We start from the raw sequence: 14,254 nt of genomic DNA on the forward strand, positions 1-14,254 counted from the left end.
TCAAGCGAAATAACTCACATCCTCGCTATCCAAGCGACGTGGTCCTTTTTTCGCGTAGGTCATTTCCTAAGTTGTACTTCGGCACTCTACTCGGCCAACTCTCTCGGAGAGAATCCCCGGCCGCCCCTCCTGTAGAGAATCGCCGATGTTCGATCCAGTCAACGAGCCGTCATTTCGTCTGGATGTAGAGGGTCTGCCCGACCCCGTTGAGGTCTTGGCCTTTACCGGCAGTGAAGCGATCAGCGAACCCTTTGTGTTTGACGTGGATCTGCTGATCGAAGACCCGACACTGGACCTGGCAAGCCTGCTGTACCGTCCGGCCTTTTTGCATTTCGGGCCGCCGGGGACCGGTATTCACGGGCAGTTGCATGAGCTCGTCCAGACGGGTCATGGTGCTGCGCCCAGGCTTTGCCGTGTGCGCCTGAAGCCGAAACTGGCTTGCCTGGCCCAGCGTTTCAGCCAGCGCATCTTCAGCAACCGTTCAGTACCCGAAATCCTCGCCCAGGTGCTCAAGGAGCATGGCATTACCGGTAAGAATCGGCGCTTTGACTTGAGCGGCGATTACCCGCCGCGTGATTTCTGCACGCAGTACCGGGAATCGGATCTGCAGTTTCTCCAGCGCCTGTGTGCCCAGGAACGGCTCCATTACCACTTCGAGCATCACCCGCGCGGGCACTGTCTGGTAGTTGGTGATAAGCAGGGGCCCTTTCAGCAGGGCGCCGAGATGGTTTTTGCACCCGACCCCGAACAGCCTGGGGTGCGCCGCTTCAAGGTTCACGGCAACACGCAGGCGGGCGAAGGTCAGACGAATTTGACCACGTTGCGCAGCGGCCAGCGGGTTCTGCTGTCCGGCCATCCGTGTACGGACTGGAACCGTCGCTGGCTGCTGATCCAGGTCGAGCATCAGGGTGGGCAGACACCGGGGTTTGCCTACGGCAACAAGATCCGCGTTGCCGGGGCGGTACCGCTTGCGGCGCCTCATTCGGTCATGAACCCCAGGATGCACAGTCTGCAGCGGGCGTGGGTGGTCGATGTCGATGAGCCGCAACCCGATTCAACCAGGCCCGTTGCCGTGCAATTTGACTGGGTCTATCAGGGCGAAGGCGCTGCGCCCAGCCACTGTTGGCTGCCATTGGCGCCGGAGTTGGGCGGCGCGCATGCCAAGCAGTTGAGAGAAGGCGCGCAGGTACTGGTGAGCTTTATCGAAGGCGATCCGGATCAACCGTTAATCACCGGGTATCTTCCCGACCCCTCTTTCACCCACGCGTCAGGCTTGTCTGAACCTCCACCCACCACGACAACAGATGCCGACACTGCCAGTGTCGGATTGCTGCGTTTGTTGCAATCCAGCGAACCGATCGTGCTGCTGTGTCTGTTGCCTGGCGGGGGTAGTTTCAGCCATTGCGCGCAAGCTTTTTGCACCTGCCGGGCCGCGACAAGGCTTGGCCAGAGCGGTGCGGCATGATCGTCGCTCAGGCGCCGGACTCAACCGCACAATGGCTGTTGCTCGACGTACCGGGGCAGCCCCGCGCCGGCGCGAGGCTGATCCAGCAGTTTGCGCAGGCCCGACGGTTCTGGCTGTTCGATAGCACCGAGTTGCTGCCGTTACGCGAGCACGGTCCGGTGTTGGTCGACCTCAAGGGATGCCCGGCGCTGGCCGAGCTGTGCCTGCGCGAACCGCACCTCTGGAGCGGTTTGTTATTGGTCAGTGAGGTTTCGCCGTCGCAGTTGCTCGAGCATTTGCGTCGCATGCTGACCGTCACTTTTGGCCTGCATCACCGTGCTTTGTTGAGTTACTACAACCCCCACACCGCCAGTTACTTTTTTGATGCTTGCGATGCCCTGGAATTGAGTCGCTGGCTGGGGCCGATCAGTCAGTTGCGCTGGTTCGGCGGGACCTGGGCCGACCGGGCAATCGGCAGTCAGGGCTGGCAGCAGTTGTTCAATCCCGGGCTTGCCGTCAGCCCGTTGGCCATCGAAGAAAACCTCACGCCCCGGCAGCGTGACACCTTGCAAACCTGCCTGCTGGAACAGCACGTCTGGCATTGGAGCCGGTCCACCGGGACCGACTACAACAGTCTGTGGGCCCTCGTGCAGGAAGGGCTGGCGCTGGGTTTCAGCGAACGCCCGGTGCTCGATGGCTGGTTATGGCTACGCTTGCAGTATCCCGACGCTTCACCCGTGCAGCCGCTACCGGGTATCACTCAGCAGGAACGTCTCGATAGCTTGCGCAATCTATGGCAGAACGATCAACCCTGAACACGAGGTTCGACATTGATGGCGAGCACAACGCGCTGGCTGTTCGGCCTGACCATGGGCATTTGTTTGCTGACCGTGATAACGGCGTGTTCACCGCTGAAAATGCTCAATGCGCTGACCCCCGACAGCACGTTCGACAAGACCGAAGGGATTGCCTATGGCGATGATCCGCGGCAGAAACTCGATGTGTATGTGCCTCGTCACCCTCTGGAGAATGCCCCGGTGGTGGTGTTTTTCTACGGCGGCAGCTGGAACAGCGGTTCACGCAGTGATTACTCTTTTGTCGGCGAGGCGCTGGCGTCGCGCGGAGTGGTTGCGGTGCTGGCGGACTATCGACTGTATCCACAGGTACGCTATCCCTTGTTCCTGGAGGATGGCGCTAAAGCCGTGGCCTGGACTCACGATCACATCCACAGGTTTTCCGGTGACCCGCAACGGTTGTACCTGATGGGCCACAGCTCCGGGGCCTATAACGTCGCGATGCTGGCGTTGGACCCCGGTTTGCTGGGGGCCGTGGGGATGTCGCCGCACGATCTGCGCGGCTGGATCGGTCTGGCCGGGCCTTATGATTTTCTGCCCATCCAGAATCCGGACGTGCGGCCCGTGTTTTTCTGGCCGGATTCTCCGCCGCAGTCGCAACCGATCAATCACGTCAGTCGAGGCGCGCCGCCGGCGTTGTTGATGGCTTCGCGCGACGACGATCTGGTCAACCCGACGCGTAACACTGGCGGCCTGGCGCGCAAGCTGCGCCAGGCCGGAGTGCCGGTTCAGGACTTCTATTTCGCCCGCACCGGCCACGCCACGCTGGTGGCGACACTGTCTCGGCCCATGCGGGGTTTGGCGCCGGTGCTGGATGAGGTCAGCGCCTTCATCAGAGCCACGCCGACTCAGTAAACCTTGCCCGCGAACCAGCCGTCGTTCTTGCGCAAGTACCAGGCGAAAGCACCGAGGGTCAGGCTGCGCAGCAACATGAACAACAGGAACGTTATCCACAGCCCATGGTTGCCAAAACCTTGCAGTGCCCAGGCGAACGGCAGCAGCAGAACGACCGTCAGCAGCATGCCGTTGCGCATTTCCCGGGCCCGCGTGGCGCCGATGAACAGTCCGTCGAGCAGGTAACTCCACACGGCAATCAGCGGCAGCGCGGCGAGGTAGGGCAGGTAGATAAACGCGGTGTCGCGCACACTCTGGATGTCGGTCTGCATCTCAATGAACAAATGCCCGGCGAAGGCGAACAGCACGGCAAAACCCAGGCTCGCCAGCAACGACCAGCCGCAGGCGACCACCAATGAGCGACGCAGCGCCTCTCGATCGCGCGCGCCGATGGCATGCCCGCACAGGGCTTCCACGGCATGGGCCAGACCGTCCAGCGCGTGGGCCGTCAGCAGCAAGCCGTTGAGCAGCAGGGCGTTGGCGGCGACGGTGGCATCACCGAGCCGTGCGCCCTGCACGGTGATCAGGAAAAACACCGATTGCAACGCCAGGCTGCGGATGAAAATGTCGCGGTTGACGGCCAGCAGTGGCCGCCAGCTCTGCCACAGCGCCAGCGCGGCCCAGGCGATGTGGCCGGGATAAGCGCGCAGGGCTTTGCGGGTCATGAACAGGCCGATCAGGGCCCCGGTCCATTCGGCGATCACCGACGCCCGGGCTGCACCGACCACGCCCCAATCCAGTCCGAGCACGAACCACAGGTTCAGCGCGATGTTCACCAGGTTGGTGCTCAGTAGAATCGCCAGCGGGGCCCGGGCGTTCTGGGTGCCCAGGAACCAGCCGACCAGCGCATAACTGGCCAGCGCCGCCGGCAGGCCGAATAGCCTTGTATGGAAAAATTCGCGGGTGAGTTGGTCAAGCTCGGCGGAGGGTTGCATGAAGTGCAGCGCGACGCCGCTCAACGGAACGCCCAATGCGCCCAAGACAATCGCCAGTCCCATCGCCAGCAACAAGCCCTGCAACAAAATCTGCCGCAACGCCGCGCCATCCCCGCGCCCGGCGGCCTGGGCGGCAAAACCGGTGGTGCCCATGCGCAGAAAGCCCATGCCCCAGGCCAGAAAGGTATACAGGCTGGCCCCGACCGCGACGGCGCCCAACTGATGGGCGTGGGGCAGGTGGCCGATGACGGTACTGTCGACCAGTGCCACCAGCGGAACGGAAATGTTCGAAAGAATCATCGGCGCAGCCAGCGCCCAGACCCGACGATGGGTAGGGCGGTCGCGCCAGTCGGCAATCAGGTTGGACATGCAGGCTCCTTGAGGAGCGGGCATTGTAGCGGGAGGTGTCGTACTAATGTGGGAGCGGCGGTGTCAGTGGATGATCCAGCTCAGCAGCCAAAGGCCCAACACCAACCAGATAATCCCCATGATGATCGACGCATTCATGAACGCCCGGATCGCCGACCACAACAGCATCAGCCCCAGGATCAGCGCAATGATGCTGATGATCGATGTGTCCATGCCCAGTGCCCGGGACAAGCCTTCGACAAAATTGCTGCCGGCATGGCTCAGCAGGTTGAACAAGCCGCTGAGGCCATCAACGATAAACCGGATGACCGAACCGAGTGCCTGGCCGAGCCATTCGAAGAAACTTTCTACCTGCATGTCGTGAACGTCCTGATGTAAGTGGTGGCGTGCTTGCCGGACTTGGGCCATGGATTACGGTGCCGAGTTCCCCACAAGCATAGAGCGTTGCATCGACCCTGTGGGAGCGAGCTTGCTCGCGATGGCGTTTTGTCAGTCAACATCCGGGCTGGATTAAGTCCGCGCTCTCACATTCAACTGCCCACTTGCCATCCCCGGTCATCCCCCCGAAGCTATACGCCTTCAGGAGAGCCCGATGAACCTTGTTGAACTGACCGAACGCCTGCACGCCATCCGTGACCGCAACGACTGGCGGCAATTTCACAGCCCGAAAAACCTGGCCATGGCCGCGAGCGTGGAAATGTCCGAGCTGGTGGAGATTTTCCAGTGGCTGACCGAAGACCAGTCGCGCCAGTTGCCGGCGGACAAACTGGCCCACGCCGGGCAGGAAGTGGGTGACATCGTCCTCTATCTATTGCTGCTGTGCAGCGAGTTGGGGCTGGACATGAATGAAGTGGTACGCAACAAACTCGCTGACAGCGAAAAGAGGTTCAGCTGATGAGCGATCGTCATTTCGATCAACTGGCGACCCGGTTTGCCGAAAAAATCTACGGCGGGGCGAAAGGTGCGATCCGCCTGGCGGTGCTTCAGGCCGACCTGGCCGAAACCCTGCCGGACCGGCCGCTGCGCGTGTTGGATATCGGCGCGGGCCTGGGCCACATGTCGTTGTGGCTGGCCCAGCGTGGCCATGACGTCACGCTTGCCGAACCCGCCGAACCGATGATCGAAGGCGCCCGCCAGCGGTTCGCCGACGCCGGGCAGAGCGCCACGTTCATTCAGGCACCGTGGCAGGAATTGCTCGGCCAGCTCACCGAGCCCTATGACCTGGTGCTGTGCCATGCCGTGCTGGAATGGCTTGCCGAACCCCATGCCATCCTGCCGGTGCTGCATCAACTGACCAAACAGGACGGCTGGCTCTCCCTGGCCTTCTACAACCGCGACGCGCTGATCTACCGCAACCTGCTCAAAGGCCATTTCCGCAAGATGCGCAAGAACGACATGGCCGGCGAGAAGCAGAGCCTGACCCCGCAGCAACCTCTCGATCCGCGCGAACTGGCGGCGCAACTTGAGGGCCTGTGGCAGGTCGAAAGCCAGAGTGGGGTGCGGGTTTTCCACGACTACATGCCAGTGGAATTCCAGGCCCGCGCCGAACTCGTGGACTTGCTCGAAATGGAGCTGGCCCACCGCCGTCACCCGAGCTTTGCCGGGCTTGGGCGCTATTTGCACTGGATCTGTCGGCCGGTCTGATCGGAGCGCAACATGAAAAGTCGTTCAGGGTTACTGGTGATCTGTCTCGGGTTGGCGGCCTGCCAGGGCAGCAATCCCTATGTGGCGACCTCCAAGCCCTTGCCGCCGGCACCGGCTCAGGCGGCCAACACCTTCGACCGCAGCGCCTACCCGGCACCGCCGCGTGACTATGGGCGTTACCGCAGCTGGGCCTGGCTCAACGGGCAGCTGCCACCGGGCAGCGCCTGGGCAGACTCGGCCCAGGTCGCCGAAGCGGTCAGCAACGCCCTCGATCAGCGCGGCCTGCGTCCGCTGCACGACAACACCCGCCCGGCCGACCTGTTTGTCAGCGCCGATCTGCACCTGGAAACCCGGTTGCGCCAGGTTCGGGACGACTACGGTTATTACGGCGGTGGTTATGGCGGCTACAACCGCTACGGCACCGGTTATGGCATGTACAACACGGTGCCGATCGTGCGCACGTATCAGGAACAGGTCGTGGTGGTGCGAGTGGATCTGTTCGACGCGGGCACAGGCCAGCCAGTGTGGAGTGCCAGCGCCGAAACCGGCAGTCGGGGCAGTCAGAGTGAGCGTGCCGATGCGATACGTGAGGCTGTGGAAAAGGCCATGTCGGCGTATCCTCCCAGTTAACTTCTCACGTTGAGAGGGCGTTCACAGGTTCATGTCTTCAACCGGAGAACCATCATGATCCGTCGTTTCGCTTTACTGGCTGTGGCCGCGCTGCTCAGTGCCTGCGCCGCCAACCAGGTCAATAATGACTTCGATGCCAGCCGCGACTTCGCCGCCTATCGCACCTGGAGCTGGAAAGAACCTGCACTGCAATATCGCCCCGACGACCCACGGATCAAGAGCGACCTGACCGAACAGCGCATTCGTCAATCGGTGGCCGATCAACTGGATCAGCGTGGCCTGCGCCCGGCCGCCGCTGGCAGCAAGGGTAATTTGGACGTCCAGACTTACCTGATCGTCGAAGAACGCCAGCAACAGGTGACCACCAACTATGGCGGCGGTTGGGGTAATCCATGGAATGGCTACTGGGGCGCGCCGATGTACAACGAAACCCGCAGCGTCAGTTACAAAGTGGCGACCATCCAGATCGATTTGCTCGATGGCAAGGACGGCAAACTAGTGTGGCGTGGCAGTGATGAGCAACTGCTCAGCCGCACGACGAACCCCGCTGATCGCAGCAATGCGATACGCGAAACCGTCGCACGAATCCTCGCCAACTATCCACCGCACTGACCATCCACCCAGCCTGAAACACAAGCCCGCTCCCACAAACGGTTGTGGGGTGGCTTGTTGCCAGCAGCCTTGCCCAGCGTTGTCTACACTGTTTTTCCATGGAGGTAACCCCCCGACGGTTCACCGGCAAAGGAGTGCATGATGTCTCCACGCTTGCAATTTTGCGGCCCGTCCCGGCAACGGGGGGCGATAGGCTTGATGGCGGCGCTGACATTCGCATTGGCGCTGGTGTTCCTGCTGGTGGTGATCGACAGCGGCCGGCTCTACCTGGAAAAGCGCAACCTGCAGCGCGTCGCTGACATGGCCGCGCTCGAAGCCGCCACCCGTGGCGGTGACTGCGGCGTCGGTACAACCGCGCTCATCTACGCCACTGCCAGCGCCCAACGCAATAATTTCACCGTGCCCGGCGCGGATCGCACACTGGCCGTTGCCTGTGGTGCGCTGACCGTCGGCGCCAACAACCTTCGGGTTTTCGGCGTTGACCCGAGCAAAAGCGAAGCCGTCCGCGTGATCGTCAGCCATGGGGTGCCGCAAAGTCTCGTCGGTGGAATCGGCGCAATGTTCGGGGGCGCACCCGCCAACTCGACCATCACCCTCAGCGCCACTGCGGTGGCTGGGCTGCCGGGGCCGCCGGTCGCCCAACTGACCATTCGCAGCACCCTGGTCGACGTCAATTTGTTGAACGGCTTCCTTTCCGCGCTCGCGGGAGCGTCCATCAACCTGCCTGTCGCGAGTTGGAACGGGCTGTTGGGCGCCGACATCAACTTGCTTAAATACATGGACCAGTTGGCCATTGACCTGCAGGTCACGGCAGGCGATTACACGGGGCTGCTCGGTGCTGATGCCACCGTGGGCCAGTTACTTCAGGCTGCTGCCACGGTGGCGCGACTCAATGGGGCGACGGCGGACGTGCAGGCCGGTTTCGACAGCTTGGCCATCGCGGTCGTCAGCCCGCTCAAAGTGCATTTGGGGGACCTGTTGAAACTGCAGACAGGCACCACGTCTGCGGGCCTGAACGCCAACGTGAACGCGCTTCAACTGGTGCAGGCCTTTATCGAACTCGGCAACAGCAAGAGCGCCGTGGCAGGCACCATTCCGGTGAATCTGCTGGGGCTTGGCGTCGGGGCCAGCGCAAAGATCAAAGTCATCGAACCCCCGCAGTGGTCGGCGGTGGGCAATCCCGCACTGGCAAAAATGGCGCCCTTGGGCGCCAATCGAATCTATGTGCGCACCGCTCAAGTCCGGGTGCTGGTGACATTGGATTTGTCATTGGTCACCGGTCTGCTTGGCGCGGTGACGGGGACTTTGTCCGTGGTCACCGGGCTGCTCGGGCTCGACTTGTACGTGTTGCCCAGCCCCAACCTGGACGTCAGCCTGGAAGCCGGTGGCGGCAACAGTTACGTCACCGATTACACCTGCCCCAGCGAAATCAATAAAAGCCTGACCGTGAACACCACGACCACCGTGGCTGAATTGCGTGTCGGACGGGTCAATTCGGACTGGGATTCATCGTCCGTGCCCCTGACGGTCACGCCGGTCACCCTGCTCGATATCCGCAAAGCGGGCGTACCCTTTTCCGGCGGTGGCGCTGAGCTGCAAATTTACAGTCCCGTGCTGCCGGCCAATGCCACCTCGACGTTCATCAACCCGCCGAAAGTCGGTTTGGCCCCGTCGGATCCGCCATACACCTTGACTGCTACCAGCGCGGTTTCCGGATTGTCGCAAACCGTCAATGACGTGAACCTGATCGTCCACGCGCCGTCATTCACGCCCAACTTCCTGTTGGCCGCGACCTTCGAATTATTGAAAACACTGCTCAATGGCGTGATGTTGTTGCTGAAGACGACACTTGAATCAATCCTCGGTCCGCTGCTGGATAACCTGCTCGACACGCTTGTGAAAACCCTGGGAATCGAGGTCGGGAAAATCCAGGTCGGTGCCAACCTCAGTTGTTACTCCGGGCGGCCGGCGCTGGTGATCTGATCCACCGGGACCACCGGCAACTCAATGCAAAACAGCGCACCCTGCTCCGAGTTACGCACACTCAGCCGCCCCTCCATGTTCTCGATGATGCCGTAACTCACCGACAACCCCAGCCCGGTGCCGATGCCCACCGGTTTAGTGGTGAAAAACGGCTCGAAAACCTTCTCCATCAACCTCGGATCTATCCCGCCACCGTTGTCCTCGACCCATATCCGCACGCATCGCTCATCCCGTTCGGCGTATAGCGCAATCCACGGATTGAACTCACGGTCGGCTTCGCGTTTGCTCAGCAGCGCATCCCGGGCGTTGACCATCAGGTTGATCAGCACTTGCTCCAACTGGTCGATAAAGCCGCGGACCTGCACGGCAAAACCAATCTCGCCGATGCGCAATTCAACCCCTTTGCCGCGCATGCCTTCGGCGAGCAGCGACAGCGTGCCTTCGATCGCGTCGGCCGGGTTGAACGGTTGCTGCTCGATGTCCGAGCGCCGGCCAAACACGCGCATATGATCAACCACCCGGGCGGCGCGCTGGACCTGTGAATCGATGCGGTTGAGCTTGTCTTTCAAGTAATCGATCTGCACGTCGCCATTGTTCAAGCGTTTGAGCACATTGACGATGGCCATGCGCATCACGTTCAGCGGCTGATTGATTTCGTGAGCGAGTCCCGTGGCCATTTCGCCGAGGGTGGCCATTTTCGCGCTCTGGGTGAGTTGCTGCTGCGAGCGGCGGACTTCGGTGTTGTCGCGGCCGACTGCCTGCACTTCCAGCAAGCGACCCTCGGCGTCGAACACGCCGCGGTCCGACCAGACCCACCAGGCGTGTTCCCGCCCCGGCAGTTGCAGATAGATTTCGGCGGTACTGACCGGGGCTTGCGGCGTCAGTTGGCTGAGTCGCAGCACGAATGCCTGGCGCTGATCGTCCGACATCCAGTGGCCCAGGTTCACGCCGGGCAGTTGATCGGGCTGACATTCCAGATACGTCGCCAGCGGCCGGTTGCCGAAGGTCAGGGTCAGGTCCGGGCGATAGCGGCAGATCATCGCCGGGGAGTCCTCCACCAGGATTCGATAGCGCTCTTCGCTCTGTTTCACCTGCTCGGTGGCGAGGGTCGCTTCGGTGACGTCCAGCCACAAGCCGACAGCTTCCACCGGCAGGCCGAGGTCGTCGCGCAACACCTTGGCTTCGTCAAGCAGCCAGTGGTACTCGCCGCGGCTGTCGCGCAACCGGTAACGGGCGCGCACCGTGCCTTCACGCAGCAGCCGTCGGGTGCGCTCGAAATAGTGCTCGCGGTCTTCTGGATGCACCCTTTCTATCAAGGTTCCTGCGGTGCAATCGGCGAGTGTCAGGCCTAGCAACGGCAGCAGGCTGGCGCTGAAAAACGTCGGCAAGAGCGCGCCTTCAACATAGCGCTGCACGTAAATCACGGCCGGCGAGCAGGCGATCAGGTTGTCCAGTCTGGCATGGGCGGTGGCGGCGTTCTGTTCCTGGTTTTTGATGTCGCTGATGTCGAGCATGAAGCCCACCAGTCGGCGGTTTTTACCCATGCCAATGGCCTGGCCTTGCAGCCGATACCAGACGGGCGCTTGCTCACAGTGCCAGCGCACGCAGAGCAGCAACGGGGTGCCGGCGTCCTCCAGGGCGTGAAGGCGGCTGCGCAGTTCTTCGCGGTCGGCAGGGTGCACGTGATCGAGCCATTCGCCGAGCGTCAGGCGGGGGCTCGCCAGGTTCAGCGAGCTGGCCAGCGAAGGGGCCAGTTGCATTTCGGCGCTGTCGCTGAACACTTCCCACCAACCGGTGCCGAGTAGCGCTTGCAGCGACGCCAGGCGCTCCAGCTGCAAATGATGCCGATGCTCGCGCAAGCGTTCCAGCAGGGGGCTGGCGAGGGCGGCGGTGAGCTGCAACCAGTCGCCATCGTTCAATTCGGGCGCCCGCTGCTGCGCGGTGTAAAAACCGCAGAGTAACCAGGTGGCCACGCCGTGAGCATCGTAATAGGGCACTGCAAGTCCTTCGGCATGCCCGAAGGTTTCTTGCAAACGCGGGTGCTCGCCACGTGTCAGGTGTTGCGGAAAAGAACCGTTCAGGCTGTCGAGCCCGGAACCCAGGCGCTGTCCGTTCTGCCACAGCATCGGTGCATCGAAGGCCGCGTAATACTGATGGATTTGCCAGCCCTGTTCCTGCTCATCAAGCAGCGCCACCGCAATGCACGGAATGTGAAAGCGCTGAGCCAATACCTGAAGCTGCTCCTGCAACACATCGGGCAGACGGGTGAGGCTGCACAGGCGCAACTGTTCGCTGATCCTGGCCGCGAGAAGCTGGTTCTGTTCGCGGCGGCACGATTGCCGACGTTCAACCAACACATCGCTGATGTCCAGCAACTGCAACAGCCAGTTGTCCGCCAGTGGAAGGACCCAGCCGCGCAGGTGCAGTGGGTGCCCGCTGACGCTGTGAAAGTCCAGGTCGAGGATTTGGCCTTGCCAGTCGGCGGGGATACCTTCGATGACCAGGCTGCTGTGGGGCATCAGGTAATCGAGCAGCGGTGGTGCCTGTGTGGAGAGCCGTTGCGGGGCGAGCGTATGGCGCAATGGGCCGGTCAGGTGCAGCACCCGGCCTTCGCCATCCAGGTGCACCTGCAAGCCGACACTCGGCACGCTCAGGGTGTCCGGCGCAACCTGAGGTGGTGGCGATTGGCGGTTGAGCAGGCGCCCGAAGAGTTTTTCCCCGGAATTCAAAATTGCAGGCTCGAACTGGCCGAGAGGGTCGTCGGCAGGTTAGGCACCGCGCCGATGCCCGGCAGCACCAGAAACGGCAGCACCTGGTTGAGTTTGGTGGTGGGGTAATCGATGTTGACCTTGAGCATGCCGCCGACGAAGGTGATGGTCGAATCGGTGGCGACATTGAAGTTCAGTGCGGCGGGAATCCACGCCAGTTGCCGGGTCAGTTCGGCTGAGGCTGTGGCTTGGACGTTGGCGGCGTAACCGGGCGTGCCCGGGTCCACCGCTACGCTGCGCCGCACCGCTTCGGCGGTCGACTGGTTGAACGACTGCATCAGCAACAGCGGCAGGCTGTAACTGACAATGGCGTAAAACACAGCGAAAAAAATCACGAACACCAAGGCGAACTCAATCGCTACGGCGCCTTTTTGCTGGCGGGGGAGGCTCGAATTCATGACTGCGTCTACCCTGACTGTCACTGCGTAATATCAGCATAGAATCATTCAGCCAAAAGGGACTTTTTTTACGCAATGCAAACTTTTGTCCTACTGATCTGGCTGACGCTTTGCGCAGCGCAGGATGCCCGTGAAAAGCACATTGCCAACTCGTTGACCCTTGGCGCGGGGGTGTTGGCGTTGGCGTTTCTGCTATGGACCGACACCACTTGGCTGGGGGCAGAAGGGGCGCAGGGCGGCTGGGCTGCTTTTCTGGCACTGGCCTTCACGTTGCCCGGTTACGCGCTGAGGCGATTGGGCGCCGGGGATGTGAAATTAATGACAGCCTTGGGTTTGGCGACGGACGGAATGCATCTGCTGGGCAGCTTTGTCGGGGCCGCGCTGGCCAGCGTGTGCTGGCTGCTGCTCGCGCCAAAAGTATGGCCTCATATGAGTCAACGGGTTAGGGAGCGTCTTCGATATTTAGGCCCTGGGCTGTCAAAAAAGCAGCCATTTGCGCCGTTCGTGCTGATGGGTTTTTCATTGGCCCTGCTTTGGATTCGCTAGTCATGTTGTTCCATCCCCCCTATGTACATAGTCGGAAAGTGCGTCTACTTTTCAGATTGATAGTCGTACGGCCAGTGGCTTTCGTACAGGAACGGTCAGCTGTAGACCGAGCATGGAGTGGCGCGTGAACAAATTCACCTCGGCAGTAAAAGTCCTCGTGGTTGATGATCAGGCGTTGATTGTTGAAGAACTTTGCGAGTTTCTGGAGGCGAGCGGCTATCGCTGCGTTCCCTGTGAATCGGGCAAGCAAGCCATTTCCCGTTACGGCGAGGACCTGCAAATCGGCCTGGTGCTGTGTGATTTGCATATGCCTGACATGGACGGGATTGAGCTGGTGAAGGAGTTGCAGCGGATGTCCGGCAAGCACCGGGCCTTCGAGGCGATCATGCTGACTGGGCGTGCGGACAAGCAGGATGTGATCAAGGCCTTGCGGGCAGGGATTGCCGATTATTACCAGAAGCCGATTGATCTCGATGAGTTGCTCGAAGGGGTTCAGCGACAAGAGGTGGCGTTGCAAGATCGGCAGAAGAACCTGCAGTTGGGGCATTTGAATCAGAAGCTGCAGTACCTGACTGAGTCGATCGATGATTTGTATCAGGATCTGGATAAGGTGCGGCGTGGTCCGCAGGGGGCGGATTCTTCCGGGGCTGATGTCAGTGATGTGGATCGGGTGGAGATCCCGGCGATTTTCAATCAGTTGTCGCCCCGGCAGCTGGATGTGGCGCGGTTGGTGGGGAAGGGGCAGACCAATTATCAGATTGCCTGTGAGTTGGGGATTACCGAGAACACGGTGAAGTTGTATGTGTCGCAGGTGTTGCGGTTGACGCATATGCATAATCGGACGCAATTGGCGTTGGCGTTGTCGCCCGGTAACTCCGGGATGCGCCAGCGGGTTACGGCTCACTGAGTGTGGTGGGTCGCTTTTGGCGGCCTTTGGGCCGACCATGTTCTTGGTGGTTGTGTGCATATCCATTTTTGCGGTAACGGCGGCTGGCGGTTTCGCCCTTACGGCGAGTCCCTTTTGTCAAACGCCCGGAGTGCCGGCCCAGCCAAAAGGAACCAAAAAGTCTCGCCCCAAGCGTCCGGCCCCTCGCTAAGGCTCGGCGTACCTTCGCTCCGGTATCCATCCGGGGACACTGCCCTCCGGTCTGCTTCGCGACGACCTACATGCAGCGTG

The 14,254-nt window shown here is 61.4% G+C and carries 14 protein-coding genes; 10 read left to right on the top strand and 4 right to left on the bottom strand.

Translation table 11 applies throughout. The features are described 5' to 3' along the window. The first annotated feature begins 145 nt into the window (after window positions 1-145). Genes QMX98_RS15015 through QMX98_RS15025 form a run of 3 tightly spaced genes read left to right on the top strand, consistent with a single transcriptional unit; the run spans window position 146 to window position 3,153 of the window. Window positions 146-1,465, top strand: coding sequence for a contractile injection system protein, VgrG/Pvc8 family (locus QMX98_RS15015; protein ID WP_282410975.1), 1,320 nt, complete (start codon window positions 146-148; stop codon window positions 1,463-1,465). Further along, complete coding sequence (locus QMX98_RS15020) at window positions 1,462-2,259, top strand: DUF4123 domain-containing protein (RefSeq protein ID WP_282410976.1); 798 nt, start codon at window positions 1,462-1,464, stop codon at window positions 2,257-2,259. Before QMX98_RS15015 ends, QMX98_RS15020 begins: the two co-directional genes overlap by 4 nt. An 18-nt stretch (window positions 2,260-2,277) precedes the next feature. Further along, the gene (locus tag QMX98_RS15025) at window positions 2,278-3,153 is read left to right on the top strand and encodes an alpha/beta hydrolase (protein ID WP_077748978.1); all 876 of its coding nucleotides are present in this window, start codon (window positions 2,278-2,280) and stop codon (window positions 3,151-3,153) included. On the opposite strand, the gene QMX98_RS15030 is transcribed toward QMX98_RS15025, so the two are convergent. Together QMX98_RS15030 and QMX98_RS15035 are read right to left on the bottom strand one after the other, a co-directional pair. Then, window positions 3,147-4,496, bottom strand: a complete 1,350-nt coding sequence (locus QMX98_RS15030; RefSeq protein WP_083375133.1) for an MATE family efflux transporter — start codon at window positions 4,494-4,496, stop codon at window positions 3,147-3,149. The two genes, QMX98_RS15025 and QMX98_RS15030, sit on opposite strands and share 7 nt — an antisense overlap. Before the next feature lie 63 nt (window positions 4,497-4,559). Then, window positions 4,560-4,853 carry a hypothetical protein gene (locus QMX98_RS15035; RefSeq protein ID WP_010463857.1) on the bottom strand — a complete coding sequence of 98 codons (294 nt, stop codon included), beginning with the start codon at window positions 4,851-4,853 and terminating at the stop codon, window positions 4,560-4,562. A 235-nt stretch (window positions 4,854-5,088) separates the two neighbouring features. Between QMX98_RS15035 and QMX98_RS15040 the strand changes: the two genes are divergently transcribed. The 5 genes from QMX98_RS15040 to QMX98_RS15060 all read left to right on the top strand — a co-directional run bounded on the left by QMX98_RS15040 (window position 5,089) and on the right by QMX98_RS15060 (window position 9,365). After that, a complete protein-coding gene (locus QMX98_RS15040) occupies window positions 5,089-5,391 on the top strand; it encodes a MazG-like family protein (RefSeq protein WP_010463855.1) in 303 nt (100 codons plus the stop codon). Next, a complete protein-coding gene (locus tag QMX98_RS15045) occupies window positions 5,391-6,140 on the top strand; it encodes a methyltransferase domain-containing protein (protein WP_282410977.1) in 750 nt (249 codons plus the stop codon). The genes QMX98_RS15040 and QMX98_RS15045 overlap by 1 nt, the downstream gene beginning before the upstream one ends. Window positions 6,141-6,152: 12 nt before the next feature. Further along, window positions 6,153-6,770, top strand: coding sequence for a DUF4136 domain-containing protein (locus QMX98_RS15050; RefSeq protein WP_282410978.1), 618 nt, complete (start codon window positions 6,153-6,155; stop codon window positions 6,768-6,770). Between the two features lie 54 nt (window positions 6,771-6,824). Beyond that, window positions 6,825-7,382: a DUF4136 domain-containing protein gene (locus tag QMX98_RS15055; protein WP_010463848.1), complete on the top strand. Its 558-nt coding sequence runs from the start codon at window positions 6,825-6,827 to the stop codon at window positions 7,380-7,382. A gap of 141 nt (window positions 7,383-7,523) precedes the next feature. Then, window positions 7,524-9,365 carry a pilus assembly protein TadG-related protein gene (locus QMX98_RS15060; RefSeq protein WP_282410979.1) on the top strand — a complete coding sequence of 614 codons (1,842 nt, stop codon included), beginning with the start codon at window positions 7,524-7,526 and terminating at the stop codon, window positions 9,363-9,365. On the opposite strand, the gene QMX98_RS15065 is transcribed toward QMX98_RS15060, so the two are convergent. Together QMX98_RS15065 and QMX98_RS15070 are read right to left on the bottom strand one after the other, a co-directional pair. Continuing rightward, window positions 9,335-12,094 carry a PAS domain-containing protein gene (locus QMX98_RS15065; RefSeq protein WP_282410980.1) on the bottom strand — a complete coding sequence of 920 codons (2,760 nt, stop codon included), beginning with the start codon at window positions 12,092-12,094 and terminating at the stop codon, window positions 9,335-9,337. The two genes, QMX98_RS15060 and QMX98_RS15065, sit on opposite strands and share 31 nt — an antisense overlap. Next, complete coding sequence (locus QMX98_RS15070; RefSeq protein ID WP_010463843.1) at window positions 12,091-12,531, bottom strand: TadE/TadG family type IV pilus assembly protein; 441 nt, start codon at window positions 12,529-12,531, stop codon at window positions 12,091-12,093. The genes QMX98_RS15065 and QMX98_RS15070 overlap by 4 nt, the downstream gene beginning before the upstream one ends. A 75-nt stretch (window positions 12,532-12,606) precedes the next feature. Here QMX98_RS15070 and QMX98_RS15075 point away from each other — a divergent pair, with 75 nt between their 5' ends. After that, a complete protein-coding gene (locus QMX98_RS15075) occupies window positions 12,607-13,077 on the top strand; it encodes an A24 family peptidase (RefSeq protein WP_077748982.1) in 471 nt (156 codons plus the stop codon). A 124-nt stretch (window positions 13,078-13,201) separates the two neighbouring features. After that, window positions 13,202-13,984: a response regulator transcription factor gene (locus QMX98_RS15080; protein ID WP_083377247.1), complete on the top strand. Its 783-nt coding sequence runs from the start codon at window positions 13,202-13,204 to the stop codon at window positions 13,982-13,984. Window positions 13,985-14,254: the final 270 nt, after the last annotated feature.

Source organism: Pseudomonas sp. PS02303 (assembly GCF_029959925.1).
Classification (GTDB): Bacteria; Pseudomonadota; Gammaproteobacteria; order Pseudomonadales; family Pseudomonadaceae; genus Aquipseudomonas; species Aquipseudomonas mandelii.

Coding starts and splice junctions, on each gene's coding strand:
- QMX98_RS15015 (WP_282410975.1), top strand. CDS start 146: ATGTTCGATCCAGTCAACGAGCCGTCATTTCGTCTGGATGTAGAGGGT.
- QMX98_RS15020 (WP_282410976.1), top strand. CDS start 1,462: ATGATCGTCGCTCAGGCGCCGGACTCAACCGCACAATGGCTGTTGCTC.
- QMX98_RS15025 (WP_077748978.1), top strand. CDS start 2,278: ATGGCGAGCACAACGCGCTGGCTGTTCGGCCTGACCATGGGCATTTGT.
- QMX98_RS15030 (WP_083375133.1), bottom strand. CDS start 4,496: ATGTCCAACCTGATTGCCGACTGGCGCGACCGCCCTACCCATCGTCGG.
- QMX98_RS15035 (WP_010463857.1), bottom strand. CDS start 4,853: ATGCAGGTAGAAAGTTTCTTCGAATGGCTCGGCCAGGCACTCGGTTCG.
- QMX98_RS15040 (WP_010463855.1), top strand. CDS start 5,089: ATGAACCTTGTTGAACTGACCGAACGCCTGCACGCCATCCGTGACCGC.
- QMX98_RS15045 (WP_282410977.1), top strand. CDS start 5,391: ATGAGCGATCGTCATTTCGATCAACTGGCGACCCGGTTTGCCGAAAAA.
- QMX98_RS15050 (WP_282410978.1), top strand. CDS start 6,153: ATGAAAAGTCGTTCAGGGTTACTGGTGATCTGTCTCGGGTTGGCGGCC.
- QMX98_RS15055 (WP_010463848.1), top strand. CDS start 6,825: ATGATCCGTCGTTTCGCTTTACTGGCTGTGGCCGCGCTGCTCAGTGCC.
- QMX98_RS15060 (WP_282410979.1), top strand. CDS start 7,524: ATGTCTCCACGCTTGCAATTTTGCGGCCCGTCCCGGCAACGGGGGGCG.
- QMX98_RS15070 (WP_010463843.1), bottom strand. CDS start 12,531: ATGAATTCGAGCCTCCCCCGCCAGCAAAAAGGCGCCGTAGCGATTGAG.
- QMX98_RS15075 (WP_077748982.1), top strand. CDS start 12,607: ATGCAAACTTTTGTCCTACTGATCTGGCTGACGCTTTGCGCAGCGCAG.